A 22,650-nucleotide genomic window follows, 5' to 3' on the forward strand; every position below is an offset into this window, starting at 1 on the left:
CCATTAGACATTTTTTTCTTGCTTAAAATTACATTGCAGGGTAACACTGTACTTTTTTTGTCTATTCATCTACTCATTCTTCGTTATTTTTAGAAAGGCTGTTGATGTATATAATGATCTAAAATAACAACCTCTCCTCCTATAAAAAGAAGGCACCAAATGGCACCTTCGATTATTGATTCATTATACGTATTCCAAAAACCAATTGTTAATATAGTTCAGTCTCTCTATTCTAAGGGCAGGTTTTCCACTTCTGGAAAGTTCATGATTTGATTCTGGAAAACGAACAAATTTTGTTTCCTTCTTCTGTATCTTTAATGCACAATAAACAATTGCTCTGCTTGTTCAATTGGACAGCGATAATCCTTTTCTCCATGCAAAATAAGCAATGGAGTTTTAATATTCTTTACATAGGTTAAGGGAGAATGCTTCCACAGTGTTTCGATATCATTTAAATCTGCTTTAATTTGCCAATCAGCAAAATAATAGCCAATATCACTAACCCCATAAAAACTTATCCAATTAGAAATGGATCGCTGTGTGACTGCAGCCTTAAAACGATCGGTATGTCCCACAATCCAGTTAGTCATAAAGCCGCCATAACTACCGCCTGTAACACCTAAACGTGAAGAATCAATAAAATTAAATGTCTCTAAGCAATAGTCTACAGCATCCATAATATCCTCATAATCCTTCCCACCATAATCGCCGCGGACAGCGTCTACAAATTGCTGTCCATAGCCATGGCTTCCTCTCGGATTAATAAATAATACAGCAAAGCCATTGGAAGCTAGTGTTTGAAATTCATGAAAATAAGAATTAGCATACATGGCATGCGGCCCTCCATGAATCTCTAATACTAATGGATATTTTTCTCCCTCTTTAAAACCTTGTGGCTTCATTAACCAACCATGAAGCTCCCAGCCATCTCGAGACGCAAATTGTAGCGGTTCAGCTTCGGAAAAAGCATGCGATTCAGCAAATTCTTTATTCACCTCTGTAATTTGCTGAATCTCTCCTGTCTCTAAATCTAGAGTATATAAATCTCCTGGATGTGTAGGTGTACTAATAGCTACAACCGCCTTTTTTAAACTTCCTCCAGTGGATAAGCCGTATACATGCTGATTATCAATGAGAGATGGATAGATTGCTCCAGAAATATTTCCAAAATAAACAACTGTATTTCCATGATCGGATGCTAAGAAAGTAAAGCTTTCATTATCCTCTCCCCACAGCATTCCAGGTGTTACTACTCCCTGTTGAAAATCACCGATTGCATAATCGCCAACATTAACATCCCACTCTGGAGTCAAGCATTGTAGAAAATCAGATTCTAAATCATATACCCATAGTTTTGATAGAGTAGCATTCTCATACTCTCTGTCGCTTCCGATTAATCCTATTCTTTTACTATCAGGCGTCCATGTTACTTTCCCATAATTCCCATTGCTTTCCGTAATCCTCTTCCAGTTTTTCTCTTTTCTGTTATATAAATAAATATCAGAGATAAAACTAAAATCCTTCTCTTTATTTTGATCTGCACTAATAGCTATATATTGTCCATCTGGTGACCAGCTTTGCAAGTAATAATTATTGTCTCCAGTCGTAAGTTGCTCCATATTACCACTTTCGATATCGATCACCGCAATATGATCATAACTTCCATCCCAAAAGCCTTTGCCATCTGATTTGTACTTCATGTTAGTTACCTCTAAGGCAGTAAGGTTGTCCTCTTTGTCTTCCTTTTTAGACTCTTTGTCTGCTACGGTTTCACCTGTTTTGAAATTACTTTGAAAAGCTATTTCTTTGCCATCGGGAGACCAGACTGGATTACTTACTCCATTCACTAAATAAGTAAGCTGCTTTGCTTCTCCCCCTTTTTTACTTAATAAAAATAATTGATTTTTCCCAGAACGATTAGAAATAAAGACAACTTGTTCTCCATTTGGTGACCATCTTGGAGAATGGTTTCGATCCTTCCCAAATGTCCATTGAGAGGTTTCAAGTGTATTTAAATTCTTATGAAAAATATTAGAATAATACTTATCGGTTTCTTTACAAATGGAAGTGAGTACATATAAACATTCTTGCCCTATTCCATTAACTTGTGGATCCACCACAGATTTTAATTCATATAAATCCTCTGCATTTATTCTTTTACTTTCTTTCACTTCCATCTTCCTTCCTTGTTAAAGTTATTATATATTTCGACGAATGAAATACTTTCCCCTCCTTATTTCCTTTTAAAATTTTGCCTATTTTTGTAAAGTTTGTTGCTACTGATCTGTAGACTGAATACCTTCGATTTCCAGGGTCTCGCTAATCCTTGCATGAGTCTACATAATTCAGGCTGCTTAGTTATTCTATACCTTAAGTTTTCCTATTGAAAAAACAAACATCTTTTAGAAGTTTTTAAAGAAATTGTATGCTTAACATTCCACTTCCTGCAATTATTCACTTGAAAATAAGAAACAAAACAAGTATTATCATATAAGAACAAACGTTCTATCCATCAAAAAAAGAAGGGGCTAAAGGATATGACACGAATTCCTGAAATACAAAGAGACATTATGGAAAAGGCCATTTATCTTCCTATGCTTTTAACTATACTTAATCGGGATCTACAGGTCGTCAAAATAAGTAATTTTAAATTAAAACAACCTTATATAGACCTTATCGAAAATTCAATGAAAGCAGTACAATTGGAGTTTAAAAAAACGAAGAGTTATATGTATAGGCATACAATGAAGATACAAGAAGTAAATCGTGATGAAGCATTTACCATGTTTTTATTTATTTATAACGGATATGAGGAATTTCATAACTACTTTAACCCACGCCTTCGTAATAAAGCTCAGGAATTATTAGAGTATTATTTATATAAGCGGTTTCACTAGTGTCGCATTAAAATAATTCAACATAGCTAAATAAATTAAATTTTCCGCAAATAAACTTTTCTATAAAAAAAGCCTTTATAATGGGTTGGTGGTAGTAACCTATCCAAATCCAAAATAAAGGACTAACGCATGGATAAGTTTACACGAAAAACATCATTTGAACAATGGCTTTCACCTATTTCCAACAATTTGTTAGAGGAACAAGTGAAAAACTATCAATTAAATTACTATACGAAGAAGCTGCATATGACTTCCTTTTTGAAATTACTACTATATGCACAACTCCATGAAACGGAGAGTTTGCGTGCATTAAGTGATTGCGTGTTTTCAGAAGAATTACAAAACGCCACTCAACTTGATTCCATTAGTTTCTCTCAACTGGGTAGGCGATTAAATCTGGTTCCAACGGAGTTTTTCCAAACTATTTTTCTTGATTTAGTCAAGCAAATTCATCGGAAGACTGATTTTCAAGCGAGACGAAAAACGACAACACCTCTTAAAATTATTGATTCCAGTACATTACCATTAAACTTGAACAACCATAAGTGGGCAAAATTTCGAAAAACCAAATCTGGTGTGAAGCTCCATCTACGCCTCGTATTTATGGAAAAAGGTCATTCCTATCCAGATCAATCCGTGCTTACAAATGCCAACGAACATGACCGAGGCCAGCTTGAGATCCTGGTCGATGACAAAGAATGCATGTATGTGTTTGATCGTGGATACTTGGACTATGAACGATTCGATCGCATGACAGATGAAGGCTATTTCTTCGTCTCTCGACTGCGTAAAAATGCGGTTGTACGTAGCCTTGAAACACTCTCGTTACCAGAAGATTCTTCTGTGTTATCGGATGAGATGGTCGTCATTGGAACCACACAAAATCGATCGGAGAATGTTTTCCGTTTGATCAAAGTATGGGATACAAAAGGAAATGAGCTACACTTGTTAACGAATCGTTTTGATTTAAGTGCGGATGAAATCGCTGAACTTTACAAATCACGGTGGGCCATTGAACTGTTTTTCAAATGGATGAAACAGCATTTGAATATCAAAAAATTCTTTGGACAGAGTGAACAAGCTGTGCACAACCAAGTGTATATAGCGATGATCGTCTATTGCTTGAATGTACTGGCTCAACGGAACACGAAAAGTAAGCGATCGTACTTACAAATTAGTCGTTATTTGAAAGCAGCTTTATGGAAACCGGAACACATTTGGTTGAGAAAAATAGGGGGAAACACTGTCCCATAAGCCAATCACTGTCTCTATCACACTCGCCACAAGGTATAGTAAAAAAATGGATGTTTACTACCTATGTTTAATCATCTTTCTTTTTACTCAAAAGTAAGGATAATTAATAACGGAAAATTCCGTCAATGTTTATGCGACGCTAGTGAAGCGGTTTACTATTAGTTAACAATAACAAATAAAAAAAATCCATGCGTTAGCTATCTCATTTTCCCTTCTTTTTTTTATAGATCATTTGCGTTTCAGCTAATTTCTTCTGTTTTTCCACCAGTAAACTTTTATAGGTTAATTTAGGATTAATGCTTGCTTCATGATTATAGCGCTGTAAAGTTTTTAATGAGTTCGTCCGCATAATTTGATTTCTTAGCGTATAAAGAGAAATATCCACTTCTATTTTCTGTAAATTTTGAAAGGTGATTCTCACTTTGGACACTTCTATTTTTTTGGTATCGAGAATATGATGAAGAGAAATCCATGCGCAGTTGTTATTTCTAGGAGAGTGAGTTGGAAAAAAATAAATGGAATTAAAATCATCAATAACAATTGGCAGCTTGTGGTGATATGTCATTAATTTACGTGTCCCGTCTCTTCTCCCTTCATAGGAACTGCCCAGATAACCACATGTAGTTTTGACAATCATTAACGGGGTGAGTTTGCACAAGAATACCTTATCATGTTCATATACCTTTGAATAAATAGTACCGTTAGTTAAGATGTAAGGCAATACTGCGAGCGTGTAGTAATTAATACAATACTTATCTACTATTAAGTAATTTTCTTTCATCCATAAACCACTCCTTTTATTAGTAATTCTCCCTTATAATAGCACTTTTCACCTAATAAACTTAATTATTTATTTCATTTTTAAGAATATAGACATACTTTATAATCAAATTTCTAAATTTTTAAAAAACAAATTGATAATTATCAAATTTTCCCATATAATATTAAAAAGGCATCAGGAGGGAAAGACAATGAATGACAAGTCGTATACTGAGTTTACAAAGTTAAGTGCCCTTAAAAAAAACGCGGAAACTTATGTAAAAGACCTCTATATTGAAATGTTGCTTTCAGAAATTCAATTAAATAATGAAAAAGCAAGTTTGATGTCCTTGATCGATAAAGCCATTGATGAACAAGATAGAGAAAAGTTCAATGAACTAAGTATTAAATTCAACTTATTATGTAAGCGCTTTGGTACTTGATAATAATAGATTTACTTAAAATGTAAGGATGATTCAAAAAGCCTAATCACTTAGCTAGGATTACGCTCTTTGAATCATCCTTTTATCTTTTTGTATAGAATATTTTTAAAAATACAAAGAGCAACTTGAATATACATTGATTCTTGTAGAAATAGTGAAACCTTGTCTCACCATTCGCCGAAAGAACTCCAAAGTGTATTCAAGTTGCTATCAGATGAACAAACCAAAAGTAAAAACCGTTCCTTATTGCTTCTCATTTTGTAAACGAATGCTTTCCTCTTCCAGTTTACTAATTCTTTCTAGCATTGTCGGATGGCTATAGCGGAATATTTTTACTAATAATGGGGGATTCACCTCACTCAACCCTGTTTTCGCTAGCTTTTGAAAAGTAACAATACCAGCTTCCGGATTGTCTGTTAATTGGATTGCATAGTTATCCGCCCTTTTTTCCTCATATCTTGAAATTAAATTAGTTAATGGATTTACAGCAAAAAGTAACATGGAAATTAATAAAAGAACTAGAGGGAAAGACTGGATATCCTCTATTTTCGATATTTTAAGGGCTGGTCCCCATCTATTCACAATCCAGTGCATTAATTTATAAACAAAATACAAACCAAACAAGGAAAAGAATAAGGAAATACTAATTCCGATGTAAATATGTTTTTCTACATAGTGAGCCATTTCATGTGCCATTACAAACAAAATTTCCTCATTCTCTAATTCTTTTAAGCTTGTATCCCAAAGCACGATTCTTGCATTGCTTCCTATTCCTGTTACATAGGCATTTAATGCGCTCGTTTTATCCGACATATTCACTTCAAATACATGATCAGCTGGTATATTGGAGGCACTGGCCAGCTTCAATATCTCAGTCTCTAATTCTTTATCCTTTAAAGGCGTGAAATCATTATATAAAGGATCAATGACGACAGGCTGGATAAACGTAAGAAATAATGTAAACGGAATAGATAAAAACCATCCATAAAGCCACCATCTCTTTTGGCTCTTTCTCATTAGCCAATATAAGACTACGACAACAAGGTATACAATAACAAAATTCACCCAAAAATCAATTAATTGATCCTTCATCCAAGAAGGAAAGCTTTGGGTAGAAATATGATACGTTTTCGACAAAGAGTAACTGATATAACTAATGGGAAATGTAAGAATAAACGCTGTTATATTCAGCCAAAATAAATAAATTGCCGTTTGCAACGGCTTATGTTTCGCAGAAGTCTCTCCCCACTTTTTAAACACTTTGGAAAAACCAAATAACAAAATAAATAAGTAAAGAAGCCATTCAAACGGTGTAGATATAAAAAACAAAAAGTTCCTTACCCGCGAATATTCCTCACTTAATAGCAATTCTCTACTATTTAGAAAAGTACTCGGATCGGCTTGTGACCCCTGATATTCAAATGGTAAAGTTGGACTAGTGTATTGAAATAAATACCAATAAAAAAACAAGCCGTATAACACATAGGCAACTACTGCATAAAAACCAATTTTTCTAGTCATAATCTCCCTCCTGCCTGCCTAGTACAACCTATTATAATAAGTAGTCCCAAAAAGAGTTTTTTAGAACTAAAAGGAGATATTTTTGCTATTTATTTTACTTCTGTCCAGGCGTCTCAGCCGATACTATTTCCTTAGGGAAGCAAACTCCTCGTTATCATAGATCATTAGTCTGACAACAGTCGCATTAATTTAAAAAAACATATTCCCTGCTACACTTTACTTTAAAAGTGTGAGCGCAATGGAACGGACCCGCTTTTACTTTTAACTACAAAAAAGCATCCAAAATAATAAGATACCTACTATCATTTAAGATGCCTAAAAATTATTCTTCTATATGATCAATAAATTAATTGCAGAAAATCTTCTTTTGTTACATTTCCAAAATAATGCTTAATAGAAATGTCTTCTAATGCCTTTTCTAATTCAGAGCGGTCATAGCGGACACCAATCAATCGCTTTTCGATATCTTCTACATCGCCAACCCCAAAGAAGTCACCATAAATTTTGCAGTTTTTCACAATTCCTTTAACTACATCAAATCTTACATCAATTTGGCCAACTGGGAAACGATGAGAATGCTGTAAGTTAAATTTAGGGGATTTTCCGTAATTCCAATCCCAATTTTGGTATCTTTCTTTTGATAGTTGATGGATTTTCTCCCAATCTTCAGCTGTTAATACATATTCTTGAATATTCTCTTCCCCATCAAAAAGATAAATTAATAGCAAGCGGCGAAATTCTTCGACTGCTATTTTTTCTGGAAGAAACTCAGTGATATTTGCAACTCTGCTTCGTACTGATTTAATCCCTTTTGATTCGATCTTGTCTTTTTTCACTTTTAAGGCTGATACAATATGATCCATTTCAGAATCAAATAACAAGGTACCATGTGTAAACATTCTGCCTCTTGTAGAAAATTGGGCATTCCCTGAAATTTTTCTACCTTCTGCAAGCAGATCGTTACGTCCGCTTAATTCAGCATTTACTCCCATACTTTTAAGAGCTTGGACAACGGGTTCCGTGAATTTTCTAAAATTATGGAAGCTATCTCCGTCATCCTTTGTGATAAAGCTATAATTTAAATTACCTAGATCATGATAAACAGCACCGCCGCCAGACAATCTTCTAACAACATGTATACCTTTTGATTCAACATATTCAGTATTAATTTCTTCTATTGTATTTTGGTTTTTCCCAATAATGATAGAAGGTTCATTTATATAAAATAAAAGAAAAGTTTCATTTATGTCTAAATTTTTCAAAGCATATTCTTCTATTGCTAGATTAATGCGCGGATCTGTAATCCCTTTATTATCTATAAATAGCATAAAAAGACACCCCTTATAATTTTGTAGAATTATATCCAAATTTCCCGAATTTAATTGCCCTTTTATACTATAACGAAAAAACGGCAAATAATCACTTCATTTGTACTTTTTTCATAGAATTGGCAAAGTTTTTTTTGTAACAGCATTAAAAAAAGCTGCAACTAAGTAACTCCACCATTATCTATTGATAATAAGTTCAATAGATGTTCCTGTGAAGATACAAAGTTAGCAGCTTTCCGTTTATTCGACAGTTGCTTCTACTTTCGTATTTGTATAATAACGTTTGTACTTAAAGATAAAGTAAGCAGCTGTACCAGCAAAGAATATTAGTGGATAAATACCAAGAATCTCTGCATTATGCCACATAAATTCTAAATCACCTGTAGAGATAACAGCTTTTAATCCAGCTACAGAATAAGACATTGGCAATAGATTGTGGATATGCTGTAGCACATTTGGTATTAACTCTAACGGGAAAGTACCCGCACTTGTTGTTAATTGGAAAATCATGATGATGACGATAATAAACCGTCCAGGATTTCCAAATAAAGTAACAAAAAATTGGATAATCGAGAAAAATACTAAACTAGTTAGCACGGTAAATAGGATGAACAATGGTACACTTTGCACTTCCATACCTAAAATGACTAATAATACAAAGGAAGCAACAAGAGCCTGTAAGACACCCACACCGATTAAAATGATTGTTTTACTTAAGAACCAACGAATACCGCTCTTCGGCTGCTCTTCTGGTTCTGCAAAAGAGAACACAATAGAGAGCATTAATGCACCAACAAATAAGCCAAGAGAAATGAAATATGGTGCCAAACCAGTACCATAGTTTGGAACGTCTGATACCTTTTCTTGATCAACTAAGATTGGCTCAGCTATCATGTCATATGTTTTTTCATCTGAATGAATGGAACTTGCTTCCTCTGCTCCATCTGATAATTTGGAGGCAAGCTCTTTACTGCCATCAACTAAGGAAGAAGTTCCGTTCACCAATTCCTTTGAACCACTTTTTAGTAAATTAGTTCCATCTGATAAGGCAGTCGATCCTGATGCAAGTGTATTCATTCCGGATACCAGAGTATTAGCACCAGTAGCTAACTTAGAAGAACCGTCGACAGCTTTTGAGAACTCTGCAGCATACTTATTCATCCCAGCAACAAATTGTTCTTGACCAGCTACCTGCTGTTTTACCCCATTTTCTAATTGGCTGCTACCATCACTTAGCTGATTAACACCTGATTGCAGCTGTTTTTGTCCTTCATTTAAGTCCGTTAACCCATTAGATAAGCCCTCGCCACCTGCTGCCAGTTGGTCTGCAGCTTGACTCAAAGCTTTCGTATTTGTTGCAATCGACGAACTACCGTCCACTAAGCCTTGAAGTGCTGCTACTAGCTGTTGTTTGTTTTCTTCTGGTAATCCTTGCAACATTGGCATCATTGCATTAATTGTTTCCTGTAAGGTTTTAGCCCCTTCATTCAACTGATTTGCACCAACTGCTAACTGTTCAGATTTATCACTCCACTCAGTCAAATTTTGCGTTAACTTATTTGAACCTGATTGCAGTTGATCTGCTCCCTCTATTAAGGAAGGTAGATTTGTTTTAACTGTATTAATTCCATCTTTCGTTTGAGAAACGCCATCAAGGATCGCTTGATCTCCCCCTTGCAATTTCTGTGCAGCACTATTTAATTCTCCCTGTGCTGATTGTAATTGGGATAATCCTTGATTTAAATCACCTGCACCAGTAGCAAGCTCTTTCACTCCATCATTTGCACTATTTACACCATCAGAAAATTGTATAGACTTTTCAGCAAGCGTTTCTAGATTTTTATACACTTCTTCCGTGCCTGATTTAATTTTGTCTGTGCCTTCTTCTAAATCCTTTGCACCAGTACTTGCCGTTTTTAAGCCATCTGACATTTCTGTAATGTTTTCAAATATAGACTCCGCATAGGTTTCAGTCACTTCTTTACTAACACCTTGTTTTATTTTTTCTATCGCAGAATTCCCTATTTGAGAAGAAATAAAGTTATATCCTGGATTTGAAACATACTTCAAATCTAATTTTTGCGGATTATCTTCCAATAATGTTGTCGCATTTTCCGAAAATTCCTTGGGAATTTCAATCAGCATATAATACTTTTGTTTTTCTAAATCTTTATATGCCGTTTCTTTATCTACAAAAATAAAATTAAAATCTTCACTATCCTTTAAATTTTCCACTAAATCTTTTCCGATATCTAACGATTTACCATTCATCTCTGTCCCGGTATCTTCATTAACAACGGCAACAGGTAATTTATCTAAGTTTCCATACGGATCCCAGAAGGCCCATAAATAGATACCAGCATATAAAACTGGAATAAATACAATAGCAATGACAGAGATCAGCATCATTTTATTTTTAAAAATAGAGGACAGCTCTGCCTTTAATAAACTTTGTTTCATGTAATTTCCCTCCATTTTTAATAAAGTGAAACTTCCATCAGTGAGGCTTTTCCTTCCTCCCCACTGATGGTTAGTTGAACCAATCGGACCTTTGATCTCCCCCCCATCTTCCTCGTATTCTCAGAAGATTGAGGGGGGAGTCTTACTGTCCGTTAAGAGTGGGATAAATCATTTTATCCTTTACAATTTCCGATAACAATAAAGGACAAGCATCGAATTTATCTATCTTTTTCCTTTAGTAGCTTTTGGACGTACTTGCTAAACCATGAAAAAGATGTAATTCAAAGTTAGAAGCTATTTCCTCTGCAGTTAGGGGTGGGTGCTGTTTCTCCCACTCAAAAATTAACGCTAAATATACTTTAAAAATAATAAAGGAAGTTAACTCCGTATTCTGTGTTTTAATTTCTCCTTTATCAACAGCTTCTTGGACACGTATTTTCATGTAATTTAATATGGCATTTTCTAAATGACTAATTACTTCTTTCACTTCCAAAGTACCCATTTCGCGTTGCTCTTGGAAAAGCTTAACCGTAAGTTGGTGCTCTTTTCGGTATTCAATCATATTCATCAGTGCTCGATGCGCATTTTCCATAAATGTAGAGGAAGAATCAAATGATTCATCTGCTTTCTCCTTCATTTCCACAATCAAATCATTAATAATTTCAAAAAACAGTTCTTCCTTATTCTTAAAAAAGGTATAAATCGTTCCTTTTCCTACGTTTGCAATTTTAGCGACATGATCCATAGTAGTTGCTTTATAGCCAAACATAGAAAATGATTTTGTTGCCGCCTCTAAAATAAGCTTCCTACGATCAACAGCCAAATCTCCCACCTCTTTCTTAAGTTATCTTTTCATGTTGAAGAAAACATACACCAGTCTGCTTTGACGTTCTCCATTAATTAACTTTATTATGACTAATCTTTAGTCTAGGTTCGTTCCATCGCGCTTTTCAATAATGTCAAAAGGAACATGCTTTTTATGAAATCAGCCTTATTTTCCACCGAAACTGACTAAAATAACATTTCGGTCAGTTAGTACAAAAATGAATATATCACAGTGTTAAATCTGTTGCAACAAAAGAAACCAAGTGATTTTCGTAAAAATCACTTGGTTCCGTTTACAATATAATAATAACAAGAAAAAAATAATTTTGTCATTTACCCTTTAATAGGCGCAGCAATTTCTTTTAAAACAGCTGTTGCTAATGCATCAATAAATTCTGGCTGTGCATTCGGCATTTTTGGTCGATAATAACTTGCCCCAACTTCTTTCGTAACGACGAGGCATTCGTAATCATTGTCATATAAAACTTCTAAATGTTCAGCTACAAAGCCTACTGGAACATACACAAATGCTTTATATCCATACTTAGCATGTAAATCTCTTGTTAAATCCTGAACATCTGGACCAAGCCAAGGATCTGGTGTATTACCTGCACTTTGCCAGCCAAGATAATAAGTAGAAATTCCTGCTCCCTTTGCTATTAACTCTGCTGTTTCCTTTAATTGTTCCGGATAAGGATCTCCATATTGAAGAATTTTTTCTGGTAAGCTATGTGCAGATACAATTAAAGCTGCATTTTCTCTTTCATCCTGAGACATTTTTGCGTACGTCTCTTTTAATTGGTTGACCCAATAGTTAATAAACTTAGGCTCCTTATACCAGCTTTCCATACTATGAATCGTTAAGCCACCTAGTTTGTCTGCTTCTGCTTTCGCACGAGTATTATAAGCTTTAATACTGAAAGTAGAATAGTGAGGAGCTAAAACAATACTAAATGCCTCTTGAATTCCATCGTCATGCATCATCTTTACTGCATCTTCTACAAATGGTTCAATGTGTTTTAAACCTAAATACATTTTAAATTCAATATCAGCTTGAATCTCATTAAGATGCGCTTCTAATCCCTTTGCCTGTTCCAGCGTGATTTTTGCCAAAGGGGAAATGCCTCCGATTGCTTCATAGCGACTTTTTAAATCTTCAAGCATTTCATCTGTCGGCTTTCTTCCATGTCTAATATCTGTATAATATCTTTCAATATCTTCTTCCTTATATGGAGTTCCATACGCCATGACTAGAAGGCCCATTTTTTTGCGAGTCATTTTCATTACCTCTTTTCTTTCTATATATTTTATATCCTTCTAACTGTAGATATCCGTAAAAGTGATTTTTATTTACCAACAAGCTTACTTAATAAATCACCAGAATACTCATGAATAAAACCAGTCAATCTTTTCAACACAGCAGGATCTACATCCGGAAATACACCATGTCCTAAATTAAAGATAAAGCCTGGTTGTTCTATTCCCTGCTCAATGATTGTTTTCGCTCTTTCTTCAATAACACTCCATGGTGCAAGAAGCACAGCAGGATCTAGATTTCCTTGAACAGCTTTGGTTATCCCCATTTTTCTTGCTTTAGATATAGGTAATCTCCAATCTAGCCCAACAACATCAAGAGGAAGATCATTCCATTCAAGAGCCAAATGACTTGCCCCTACTCCATGCATAATGAAAGGTACATTTTCATTCGCTAACTCTGAAAAAATTCTTTTCATTACAGGCTTTATAAATAAGCGGTAGTCCTCCACATTTAATGCTCCCACCCATGAATCAAAAATTTGAATCGCACTTGCTCCTGCACTAATCTGTGCCTTCACGTAAGTAACAACCATATCACCAAGTTTTTCCATTAGAGCATACCAAGCTTCTGGTTTCGCATACATAAATGCTTTTGTTTTATGATAGTTTTTGGATGGTCCACCTTCAATCATGTAACTAGCAAGGGTAAAAGGAGCACCAGAAAAACCAATTAAAGGTACATTTAATTGCTCAGTTGTAAGGAGCTTAATTGTGTCAAGGACATATTTAATATCTTGTTCAGGATGTAACATACCAAGTCTTGAAACATCATCCATTGACTGAATAGGATTCTCTATCACTGGTCCAATTCCTGATTTTATTTCCACATCCACACCAATTGCCGGCAGTGGTGTCATAATATCTTTATATAATACCGCAGCATCTACATCATACTGATCAACAGGTAATTTTGTCACATAAGCACATAATTCTGGCTGATGTGTTATTTCAAATAAAGAATATTTCTCTTTAATTGCTCGGTACTCAGGCTGGGAACGGCCAGCTTGCCGCATATACCAAACTGGAACATAATCCGTCTGCTGTCCTTTTGCCGCTTTAATAAATGTATCTTTCACTTGTTTGCTCATCCTCTATAAGTCCACCTTTCAAAGGTATGTATTCCATTTATCTATAGTAATTTATACATTCCACTTATTTATAATCATTATTAAGTTATAATATTTATAAATAATATGCAAGTAAAAAGTTTTGTGGGGAGGATTTTTTATAAAAGAAACTACCTATCCCTCTTCTTATAGCCATACCATTACCAATAAAGTGAAACTTCCATCAGTGGGGGTTTTCCTTCCTCCCCCACTGATGGTTAGTTGAACCAATCGGACCTTTACGGACAGTTGATCTCCCACCTAGCTTCCTCGTATTCTCATAAGCTTACGGTTGAGTCTTACTGTCCGTTAAGAGTGGGCTAAAAAGGAATGTCCACATCTAGACACCCCACTCTCTCTTTACTTAATGTAAAAATATTCATTTTCCATATACATATATTTTAATAATATATCTTTTTCACTACCTTTGCATAGATAACTTATCACTTTGTCACAATTTAGACATTTTTACCCGAAAAAACCGAAGACCTTTACTCTAACAATTATACTGAAAGCACGCGAAAAAAATTTACTTTGTGAAAACCTATTTGAATAGGTTGTAGGTAAAAATAAGTTACAATGAAAGAGGTATGCTTATAATATTAATTTGTGAAATAAAACAATTTTTATTATAAGGATATACAAAATAGGTTATATAATTAGTTATGTAGAAGTTTAAGGGGATTTCATCGTAACCTTCCCCTTCTATTGTATGCTTAAAATCTTTGTTATATTGGAGGGAGATTATTGAATATCTATCTTACAAGCGGAACCTATGATTATTTAAGGAAAAAATACGAGAGTGAATTTTCTAAAGAAACATTATTGTTAATGCAAGATGAAACTAGCGATCGGGCGATACTGCTTCATGAAAGCCAAACCCCTTCTTTATTTCAAGAACCAAGAAGCTATGATATTTTATTCAGCGATGGAGTGTTAGAAAACAAAGGTTTTATTACAATGAATCACATTCCAGTAAATGAAGAGAATAAACCTATTTTCGAACATAATATGCTCCATTACTTTACTTCTCACCCGAACAGAACAATGACGGCTATTCGATTTCTTCGCCCTAGAAAGGGAGACACTTATATTCTCTTTTGCCTATGGGAAGAAAAAGCTAGTTATATTAAGTGGAAGCAACAGCCAGAAAATGCTAATGCGCCAATTGGCAAAAACAGTGAAAAGAGCTGGAATTCTTCCCAACACTCTATCTTTAATGGAAAACCCTACTTTGTCCAATTAACTATTCCTGAAGAAGTGGAGTCATAAAATGAAATTTCCATCAGTGGCGGTTCTTCTTCATCCCCCACTGGTGGTTAGTTGAATCATTCGGACCTTTACGGACAGTTGATCTCCCGCCTCTCTTCCTCAAATGCTCTTAAGCTTACTGCCAAAGTCTTACTGTCCGTTAAGTGTGGAATAAAAAAATCCTTGTAGCCTATGAACAAATGACTACCTTGTTTTAATAATGCCATTTCTATTCGCATACACAGCTGCTTGTGTTCGGTCGGCTACTCCTAATTTTGATAAGATATTGCTAACATGAGTCTTCACTGTTTTTATCCCTATGTAAAGTTCTTCACTAATTGCTTGATTTGTCATCCCCTCACCAATACACATTAGTACTTCAAATTCTCTTTCCGTTAACTCATCATGAGGTTTTCGTTCTGTTGCTCGCAATTTTTTCACCATTACGTTAGCAACTTTCGGTTCAATCACTGCTTCCCCACTATATGCTTTATTAATGGCATGAACAACTTCAGAAGCGCTTGCCGTTTTTAATAGATAGCTAAAAGCACCTGCCTCTATTGCCGGAATTACTTGTGCCTCATCATAAAAGCTAGTGATAATGATAACTTTGCAGCTAGGATAATCCATTAAAATAGCCTTTGTTGCTTCCATTCCATTGCCATTTTCCATTAATAAATCCATTAGCACAATATCTGGTTTTTCCTTTAACACAAGCTGAACTGCTACCTTGCCATTATTTGCTTCTCCCACGATTTGCATATTAGACTCTGTCATTAAATAAGAAATGATTCCTTTTCGCACCATTTCATGATCATCTACTACTACCACTTTAATCATTTCTCCCACCCCTTTATCGGAACTCTAATATCGATATATGTGCCTTCACCAATTTTCGAACGAATTTCCATCACACCACCAATTTCCTCACATCGTTCTCTCATTGTTTTTAATCCATATGATGCAATCCTCTCTATAGTTGGATCAAAGCCTTTGCCGTTATCACTTATATGTAGAGAAGCATATTCTCCACGTTCTTCCAAAATGATTCTTACTTTATCTGCATGAGAATGACGAAGCACATTTGACAAAGCTTCTTGAACAATTCGAAATAAATGTTCTTGTCCAGCTGTAGATAAGCCTTCTATTTCATCAATACTTGCAGAAAAATGAAGCGTTGTTTTTCCTTTCAGCTCTTGAATAAGTTTAATAATGCCATCGCACAGTGTATCATTGCTTAATTCAATAGGTCTTAAATGAAGTAATAACGCTCGCATTTCTCCTTGAGCTTTTCCAGCAATCGAAACAATTTCCTTTAACTGTTGTTTCGCTAATATGGGATCACTATCAAAAATTTTATAAGCAGCAGAAGACATCATATTTAAAGCAAATAATTGTTGACTAACTACATCATGCAAATCCCTTGCCAGTCGTTGTCTTTCTTCTATTACTGCAGCATTGTGCGCTGTTTGACCTAGTGTTGTTTTTTCATTTGCTAATCTCTGCAGAGAATGCACTTGCTCTTGTTGATAATCAGCAAGTTGATTAAGTTCTTCTTTTAAATCATACACATACTCATTTGTTGCAAGCTGCATTTTTTGCGGTACTTTCCCTCTCCTTAAAGAGGATGTAAACCAAAATACTTCATCTAACTGTTTCTTTAGCGTGCTGTTCCATTTAAAAGCAAAATAAAAACCGATCATTGTTGTGAGGAAAAACCAGATTACAGCTAAAACAAAACTTCCTATCGTCGACATTACATAATATGGAAATGTGTACATACTTATAAATAACAACAATGAACTAATTAAACTTGTTAACACTACATTTCGGTAATACCCGTAGCGGCTATTTGTCTGTTTCATGTTTCCCCCTTATACTTTTTGCACTGTAATATCGCCTATATTAAGTAAAATATTTAACTTAATCTTTTTTATGGCCTCTTCATAATCAGCAGATTTAAACTCCATGCTATTTCCTATCCCGTCCTTAATCGACTGGAGAATTCGTACTTCTCCAATCTTTGCTTCTGCATGCACATAAATCGCTAGATCATCTGGAACAATAATTTTCACATCACCAATTCTTGCATGGATAAATAGTTCTGTTTCCCCTTCAGGAATAAAAGCTTTGCTAAAATCGAGATAGACATCTCCTATCCCATGCGAAATCTCCATCGGCTCAACAGCCCAATTGTCTGTGTTATATTTAACATCTCCGATTCGAAAAGATTTCGTAGTATACCGTTTTCCCATACTATTTATTTCAAAGGTAAATTTAGGTTTTATTAATCCTAATGCCATTAAAATAATAATTAATGGCCACAACCTCCAAAAATCCATAAATTTGAATTCTAATATTTGAAAACGATCCAATATTAAGAGACTGGAGAAGGTAAGAAGAAACAAGGTGAAAAACAAATTACTTTTTCGCTTAATCGCTATTTGATAGAGAGAAAGCAGCCCGTAAATAAGCAACAAAAACGGATATATTATGACAAATAATTTTTTTATTTCCAAGGAAATGACACCGATATTAACAAGTAATAAAATTACTCCCACAATCAGTAAACTAATAGAAAACATTATTTTGGAGATAGATTTTCTCAAAAACTCCCCTTCTTTCTTTAGACATCTATATCTAGAATATTGGGTTTCAACAAACAAAACATCCTTTGTATTCGTATAATTCTAAAAAGTATTACATTTTTAAAATATAAACCTATTGTACTACCATTATGAATTTTTTTGCTCCTTCTTTCGATGTTTTTTTCTCCATCTTGAGAAGGAGTCTATTACACCTCCTTTATTCTTTCTTGATTCTTTTAACATGAACGTTTCATCTGCTTCAAAAGGAATAAGGTAAACTCCCCATTTTTCACAGGAGAACCAATCACCTTTTACATACAGCGACATAATCTGTATTAACCGAATTGTGATAGATGCCTATAGCATCATCGACTTTAAATCGGGAAAGGAGCTGTATTTATTTGGATATCGAATTAACAGCACTTCATTGGATATATGTATTATTCATTGTCTTTATCATCGGCTTTATGGTAATGAGAAGAGATACTACCTTTATTTGTATCGTCGGAATCTTTCTTTTGGCGATAACAGCGACAGGTTCCCTAAGTACCTCGATTAGCAGCATTTTTAATAGCTTCATCTTTGCGATTACAGAATTGTTACCTACTATCGTTGTCATCTCTATTATTGTGGCAATGAGTAAAATTCTGACGAAAACTGGTATTAATGATGTGATGATTTCTCCCTTTTCCAAACTCATTCGTTCACCTGGTCTCGCTTATTGGACGATAGGGATAGTAATGATGTTGATTTCTTTCTTCTTCTGGCCATCACCAGCTGTGGCATTAATCGGGGCTGTACTGTTGCCAGTAGCTTTACGTGTCGGTCTGCCAGGAATAGCAGTTGCCATGGCAATGAATTTATTTGGTCACGGCATAGCATTATCAGGAGATTTTATCATTCAAGCTGCTCCAAAGCTTACAGCAGATGCAGCTGGTATACCAGTCCAAGATGTCATGCATGCAAGCATTCCACTTGTCATTGTTATGGGGCTTGTGACAACTATTACTGCGTTCTATTTTATTAAACGCGATATGAAAAGAGGAACTCTTACGTTTTCAACTGGAGCCACCTCTGCTAATAAATCGGATATTCTTCCGCAAGTAAATAGATTACTACTTAGCAGCACACAAAGGAAATTGTTTGCTATCCTTATTCCGATTCTCTTTATCCTTGATGTCGTTGCCATGTTTCTTTTAGATTTACAAGGGGGAGATGCTACGGCACTAGTTGGCGGAACATCGATTTTCATTCTACTTTTAATAACATTAGTAAGTTATAAAAATAAAGGGTTGGAGAAAACAACAAGTTATTTGATCGAAGGATTCCAATTTGGCTTTAAAGTTTTTGGTCCTGTTATTCCAATCGCCGCCTTCTTTTATTTAGGTGACTCAGGTTTTAGTACGATCATCGGTGACTTTCTTCCAAAAGAATCCCATGGAATCGTCAATGATCTCGGCGTAGCCTTGGCTTCAACTGTTCCATTAACAAAAGAAATCGGCGCCATTACATTAACAGCTGTGGGAGTTATTACAGGCTTAGACGGCTCTGGCTTTTCAGGAATTTCGTTAGCAGGATCGATTGCAGGTTTGTTTGCACATGCGATTGGCAGTGGGATAAGTACATTAACTGCTTTAGGGCAAATTGCTGCTATATGGGTTGGAGGCGGAACTTTAGTTCCTTGGGCACTAATACCCGCCGCTGCAATCTGTAACGTCGATCCATTCGAATTAGCAAGAAGAAATCTTCTTCCCGTCTGTATTGGATTAGTGGTAACTACTATTTTTGCCATGTTCCTTATCTAACTAGTTACTAACACTTAGAAACCAACAAAAAGGCTGGGTCATAAGTATTCCAGCCAAGGATAGATCCGAGCAATTATACGACGATACTAATGAAAGTTCCGTATAATTGTTTGGTTTTTTGTTTGGTTTTTTAAAGGATGTTTCCATGAAGTTTGGTGCGATTCCGGCTGCTGTGTTTTCCCAACTAATTATATTTCCTCTTGTAAAAAACGTGCAAAAACAGCCACTATTTACTAGCTAAATTAGAGATTGTTCGTTTTTACAAAGTATCTATTTAGTTATGTCCCAACCTTTTTCTCCTGTTTATTAAGTCGATCTTTAAAAGTTTCATACAAGCTAACCCATAAAAACAACCAGATACCTCCTAATAAATAACCACCAATAACATCTGTTGGGTAATGAGCACCTAAAACAATTCTACTTATTCCGATTAAAATAATTAACAAAAATGAAGCAGCTGCTAAAATTAGCTTTCCTACATTTCTTTTTATCTCATTCGCAAGAATATGAGCAATAAATAAATAAAGAAGTAAACCTACCATCGCATGCCCACTAGGAAAGCTAAAACTGTCTGTCTCCATGGCATCAGCAGTTACTGGTCTGGGTCTTGCCACCAAATCTTTGACCCATTTATTCAGTTCATTTCCAAGTCCCACACATAAGACAAATGCTGCAATCCCCGTATAATCTTTCTTTTTCCACCAAAGAAATGGGATAAATAACAAAGCAATAATCCCAATTCCCATTTTATCTCCTAAGTAAGATATTCCTTTCCAAAAAGGATTGAAACTAGCTGGAAAAAGTGTATCTATAAACTCAGTTAGCCCTGTTTCAAACGATAAATTCTCCTGTCCATTGACAGCGACAATTAGAATTATAAAGAACAGGAATGATAGAACTAGTAATCCCCAAGCCATTTTTGAATTTCTAATATCCATAATTTCCTCCTAAATGATATTCCATATTATCCTTATTTTAGCAACATCAACCTTATTAGGATAGGAAAAATTCACATGAACGGTATTTACTTTGCTCTCTTTTCTCCTATCTTCTTACTTTTTCCATGCTATAATGAAAATATTCTAAATAGTAAAACGAGGTGAAAGAGATGCTACAAACTATGTGGGAACGATTAGAAACTTATTACGACGAGATGATCGAAATACGGAGATACCTTCATCAATATCCAGAATTATCATTTAAAGAGCATAAAACCGCTCAATATATCATCTCTTTCTATGAAAAATTAGGAATTCATGTTACTGGAAATGTTGGTGGGAATGGAGTTGTCGCAAAAATAGATGGAGGAAAGCCTGGAAAAACAGTAGCAATACGTGCTGATTTTGATGCCCTTCCGATACAAGATGAAAAAGAAGTACCCTATAAATCAAAGATTCCAGGTGTGATGCACGCCTGTGGTCATGATGGACATACAGCAACATTATTAATACTTGCTAAAGTAATAAATGAATATAAAGAAGAGCTATCAGGAAATTTTGTATTTATCCACCAGCATGCAGAGGAATCAAACCCTGGCGGAGCAAAAGCAATGATTGCAGCAGGCTGCCTCGAAAACGTGGATGTAATTTTTGGAACGCATTTATGGGCGACACTCCCGACAGGTACTGTCGCCTACAAAGCTGGTCCAATGATGGCTGCTGCAGATGAATTCAAAGTTAAAATTCAAGGCCAAGGCGGACACGGAGCACAGCCCCATAAAACAAAAGATTCTCTTGTGACCGCTTCTCAGCTAGTCATAAATCTCCAACAAATTGTCAGCAGAAAAGTTAATCCTATTCATCATGCTGTTGTAACAGTAGGTTATCTTGAATCCGGTAATGCTTTTAATGTAATTGCCGATACAGCAACACTTGGCGGAACAGTTCGCACATTTGATTTAGGATCGCAAGCATTAATAAAAGAAGAACTAGAAAGAGTAATCAAGGGAACCTGCTATACTGCAAACAGTACGTATGAATTTATTTATGATGATGGCTATCCTGCTGTTGTAAATCATCCAGAAGAGACTTCCTTTTTAGCTCGCTGTGCACAAACTATTCCAGGATTGCTTGTACAAGAAAGCGAACCAGAATTAACCGGGGAGGATTTTTCCTATTATCTTCAGCATGTTAAAGGAACTTTTTTCTTCACAGGTGCAATGCCTGATACGAACGAGCCAACTTATCCTCATCATCATCCAAGATTCGATATTAACGAAAAGGCCATGCTTATTGCTGCAAAAACTTTGTGCTCTGCCGCTGTCCAATACGACCTTTCCTATTCGAAAGAAAAAACTAATACAACAATAAATTCGTAAATTTCCGAATGGAAAACGGAATGGATTCATCTTAATGAACCCATTCCGTTTATTTTGTTTGATTCTGTTCTTGAAAATAGCGCCAGCGATAAACGTTTCTAACTGCTTCTCCTAATTGATCCATTAAATTATAATTGGCGTATGCACCTACAGCTGCCCCGATACCTGGTACTAATTGAAGCATTTTTACAAAATCAATAAAATCGCGATATTCTTGCTGTAACTCCTGCCAATTAAGAGAAGCAATTTTATGCCTTTCTTCTTCCCAATTTTCGATTACCTCTAATGTTTCTCTTCTTTTTTCTTCACTCGAAAAAGCTAGCTGAAAAATATACAGTAAGTAGATTCTTTCCTCTAATTGATCCGTATCGTATCCGTACGTAGTTGCTGCCTCCATTAAAAACTTCATTTTAATGGAAAGTAACAGCGGAAAATCCGCCAAACCAAGCAATAGCCCGCCAGCACCTGTTCCCGCTCCTTCCACAACAGCAACTTTTTTGTATTGACTAATTTTTTTAGTTAACTCTTCATCTTTTCCTTGTAAAGAATGGAAGAAAGGCGGATTCTTTTTCTTTATAATATTACTGCCAGCTAAGGTAGCTTGAATCATCTGCTTGATTGCTTCCGTGATTGTTTGGTGAACTTTGTCTGGTATATAAGAATTTATTTTGGTTTGCGCTTTCTTAGACACTCTATTTAAAATGGACGAACGCTTTTGAATTTTACGTTTCCACTCCTCTACTTCTTCTAAAGCTCTTTGTTCATATTCATTCATTTCC

At 35.3% G+C, this 22,650-nt stretch carries 18 protein-coding genes and 1 pseudogene; 6 read left to right on the forward strand and 13 right to left on the reverse strand.

Features of this window, described 5'->3' with window-relative positions:
• Positions 1 to 183: 183 nt before the first annotated feature.
• Positions 184 to 2,177 (reverse strand): annotated as a pseudogene (locus NST60_RS04990) (S9 family peptidase).
• 360 nt (positions 2,178 to 2,537) lie between these two features.
• Between NST60_RS04990 and NST60_RS04995 the strand changes: the two are divergent.
• Positions 2,538 to 2,897 carry a hypothetical protein gene (locus tag NST60_RS04995; RefSeq protein ID WP_169188087.1) on the forward strand — a complete coding sequence of 120 codons (360 nt, stop codon included), beginning with the start codon at positions 2,538 to 2,540 and terminating at the stop codon, positions 2,895 to 2,897.
• Positions 2,898 to 3,026: 129 nt separating this feature from the next.
• Positions 3,027 to 4,151, forward strand: a complete 1,125-nt coding sequence (locus NST60_RS05000; protein WP_016205491.1) for an IS4 family transposase — start codon at positions 3,027 to 3,029, stop codon at positions 4,149 to 4,151.
• 202 nt (positions 4,152 to 4,353) lie between these two features.
• Here NST60_RS05000 and NST60_RS05005 read toward each other — a convergent pair whose 3' ends face one another.
• Positions 4,354 to 4,932, reverse strand: coding sequence for a competence protein ComK (locus NST60_RS05005; protein WP_169188086.1), 579 nt, complete (start codon positions 4,930 to 4,932; stop codon positions 4,354 to 4,356).
• A gap of 190 nt (positions 4,933 to 5,122) precedes the next feature.
• On the opposite strand from NST60_RS05005, the gene NST60_RS05010 reads away from it, so the two are divergent.
• On the forward strand, positions 5,123 to 5,353 hold the full coding sequence (locus NST60_RS05010; RefSeq protein WP_016202015.1) for an IDEAL domain-containing protein: 231 nt from the start codon (positions 5,123 to 5,125) through the stop codon (positions 5,351 to 5,353).
• Between the two features lie 243 nt (positions 5,354 to 5,596).
• Here the strand turns inward: NST60_RS05010 and NST60_RS05015 are convergent, their stop codons facing one another.
• The 6 genes from NST60_RS05015 to hemE form a co-directional block, all read right to left on the reverse strand.
• Complete coding sequence (locus NST60_RS05015; protein WP_101730353.1) at positions 5,597 to 6,874, reverse strand: M48 family metallopeptidase; 1,278 nt, start codon at positions 6,872 to 6,874, stop codon at positions 5,597 to 5,599.
• Positions 6,875 to 7,212: 338 nt separating this feature from the next.
• Positions 7,213 to 8,202 (reverse strand): lipoate--protein ligase, encoded by a 990-nt coding sequence (locus tag NST60_RS05020; RefSeq protein ID WP_169188085.1) that lies wholly within the window; start codon positions 8,200 to 8,202, stop codon positions 7,213 to 7,215.
• A 240-nt stretch (positions 8,203 to 8,442) separates the two neighbouring features.
• Positions 8,443 to 10,662 carry a YhgE/Pip domain-containing protein gene (locus NST60_RS05025; protein WP_016202012.1) on the reverse strand — a complete coding sequence of 740 codons (2,220 nt, stop codon included), beginning with the start codon at positions 10,660 to 10,662 and terminating at the stop codon, positions 8,443 to 8,445.
• Positions 10,663 to 10,897: 235 nt separating this feature from the next.
• Complete coding sequence (locus NST60_RS05030; RefSeq protein ID WP_016202011.1) at positions 10,898 to 11,485, reverse strand: TetR/AcrR family transcriptional regulator; 588 nt, start codon at positions 11,483 to 11,485, stop codon at positions 10,898 to 10,900.
• A gap of 335 nt (positions 11,486 to 11,820) precedes the next feature.
• Entirely contained in the window at positions 11,821 to 12,765 is a 945-nt protein-coding gene (hemH, locus tag NST60_RS05035; RefSeq protein WP_016202010.1) for a ferrochelatase, read from the reverse strand.
• Positions 12,766 to 12,833: 68 nt separating this feature from the next.
• A complete protein-coding gene (gene hemE, locus NST60_RS05040; protein ID WP_169188084.1) occupies positions 12,834 to 13,892 on the reverse strand; it encodes a uroporphyrinogen decarboxylase in 1,059 nt (352 codons plus the stop codon).
• Positions 13,893 to 14,657: 765 nt separating this feature from the next.
• Between hemE and NST60_RS05045 the strand changes: the two genes are divergently transcribed.
• Positions 14,658 to 15,182 (forward strand): hypothetical protein, encoded by a 525-nt coding sequence (locus NST60_RS05045; protein WP_016202008.1) that lies wholly within the window; start codon positions 14,658 to 14,660, stop codon positions 15,180 to 15,182.
• A gap of 183 nt (positions 15,183 to 15,365) precedes the next feature.
• Here NST60_RS05045 and NST60_RS05050 read toward each other — a convergent pair whose 3' ends face one another.
• From NST60_RS05050 to liaF, 3 genes are read right to left on the reverse strand one after another with little or no spacing between them, the layout of a single operon-like run.
• The gene (locus NST60_RS05050; protein ID WP_169188083.1) at positions 15,366 to 16,001 is read right to left on the reverse strand and encodes a response regulator; all 636 of its coding nucleotides are present in this window, start codon (positions 15,999 to 16,001) and stop codon (positions 15,366 to 15,368) included.
• Positions 15,998 to 17,026, reverse strand: coding sequence for a sensor histidine kinase (locus NST60_RS05055; RefSeq protein WP_016202006.1), 1,029 nt, complete (start codon positions 17,024 to 17,026; stop codon positions 15,998 to 16,000). The genes NST60_RS05050 and NST60_RS05055 overlap by 4 nt, the downstream gene beginning before the upstream one ends.
• 9 nt (positions 17,027 to 17,035) lie before the next feature.
• Complete coding sequence (liaF, locus tag NST60_RS05060; protein WP_016202005.1) at positions 17,036 to 17,770, reverse strand: cell wall-active antibiotics response protein LiaF; 735 nt, start codon at positions 17,768 to 17,770, stop codon at positions 17,036 to 17,038.
• A gap of 380 nt (positions 17,771 to 18,150) precedes the next feature.
• Here liaF and NST60_RS05065 point away from each other — a divergent pair, with 380 nt between their 5' ends.
• Complete coding sequence (locus NST60_RS05065) at positions 18,151 to 19,554, forward strand: hypothetical protein (RefSeq protein ID WP_341098286.1); 1,404 nt, start codon at positions 18,151 to 18,153, stop codon at positions 19,552 to 19,554.
• 278 nt (positions 19,555 to 19,832) lie between these two features.
• Here the strand turns inward: NST60_RS05065 and NST60_RS05070 are convergent, their stop codons facing one another.
• Complete coding sequence (locus tag NST60_RS05070) at positions 19,833 to 20,492, reverse strand: phosphatase PAP2 family protein (protein ID WP_016201955.1); 660 nt, start codon at positions 20,490 to 20,492, stop codon at positions 19,833 to 19,835.
• 170 nt (positions 20,493 to 20,662) lie between these two features.
• Here NST60_RS05070 and NST60_RS05075 point away from each other — a divergent pair, with 170 nt between their 5' ends.
• Complete coding sequence (locus NST60_RS05075; protein ID WP_169188081.1) at positions 20,663 to 21,871, forward strand: M20 family metallopeptidase; 1,209 nt, start codon at positions 20,663 to 20,665, stop codon at positions 21,869 to 21,871.
• A 49-nt stretch (positions 21,872 to 21,920) separates the two neighbouring features.
• Here NST60_RS05075 and NST60_RS05080 read toward each other — a convergent pair whose 3' ends face one another.
• Complete coding sequence (locus NST60_RS05080) at positions 21,921 to 22,646, reverse strand: EcsC family protein (protein ID WP_169188080.1); 726 nt, start codon at positions 22,644 to 22,646, stop codon at positions 21,921 to 21,923.
• Between the last annotated feature and the right edge of the window lie 4 nt (positions 22,647 to 22,650).

The organism is Niallia sp. FSL W8-1348 (genome assembly GCF_038006745.1).
Lineage (GTDB): Bacteria > Bacillota > Bacilli > Bacillales > Cytobacillaceae > Niallia > Niallia alba.

Coding starts and splice junctions, on each gene's coding strand:
- NST60_RS04995 (WP_169188087.1), top strand. CDS start 2,538: ATGACACGAATTCCTGAAATACAAAGAGACATTATGGAAAAGGCCATT.
- NST60_RS05000 (WP_016205491.1), top strand. CDS start 3,027: ATGGATAAGTTTACACGAAAAACATCATTTGAACAATGGCTTTCACCT.
- NST60_RS05005 (WP_169188086.1), bottom strand. CDS start 4,932: ATGAAAGAAAATTACTTAATAGTAGATAAGTATTGTATTAATTACTAC.
- NST60_RS05010 (WP_016202015.1), top strand. CDS start 5,123: ATGAATGACAAGTCGTATACTGAGTTTACAAAGTTAAGTGCCCTTAAA.
- NST60_RS05015 (WP_101730353.1), bottom strand. CDS start 6,874: ATGACTAGAAAAATTGGTTTTTATGCAGTAGTTGCCTATGTGTTATAC.
- NST60_RS05020 (WP_169188085.1), bottom strand. CDS start 8,202: ATGCTATTTATAGATAATAAAGGGATTACAGATCCGCGCATTAATCTA.
- NST60_RS05025 (WP_016202012.1), bottom strand. CDS start 10,662: ATGAAACAAAGTTTATTAAAGGCAGAGCTGTCCTCTATTTTTAAAAAT.
- hemH (WP_016202010.1), bottom strand. CDS start 12,765: ATGACTCGCAAAAAAATGGGCCTTCTAGTCATGGCGTATGGAACTCCA.
- hemE (WP_169188084.1), bottom strand. CDS start 13,892: ATGAGCAAACAAGTGAAAGATACATTTATTAAAGCGGCAAAAGGACAG.
- NST60_RS05050 (WP_169188083.1), bottom strand. CDS start 16,001: ATGATTAAAGTGGTAGTAGTAGATGATCATGAAATGGTGCGAAAAGGA.
- NST60_RS05055 (WP_016202006.1), bottom strand. CDS start 17,026: ATGAAACAGACAAATAGCCGCTACGGGTATTACCGAAATGTAGTGTTA.
- NST60_RS05070 (WP_016201955.1), bottom strand. CDS start 20,492: ATGGATATTAGAAATTCAAAAATGGCTTGGGGATTACTAGTTCTATCA.
- NST60_RS05075 (WP_169188081.1), top strand. CDS start 20,663: ATGCTACAAACTATGTGGGAACGATTAGAAACTTATTACGACGAGATG.
- NST60_RS05080 (WP_169188080.1), bottom strand. CDS start 22,646: ATGAATGAATATGAACAAAGAGCTTTAGAAGAAGTAGAGGAGTGGAAA.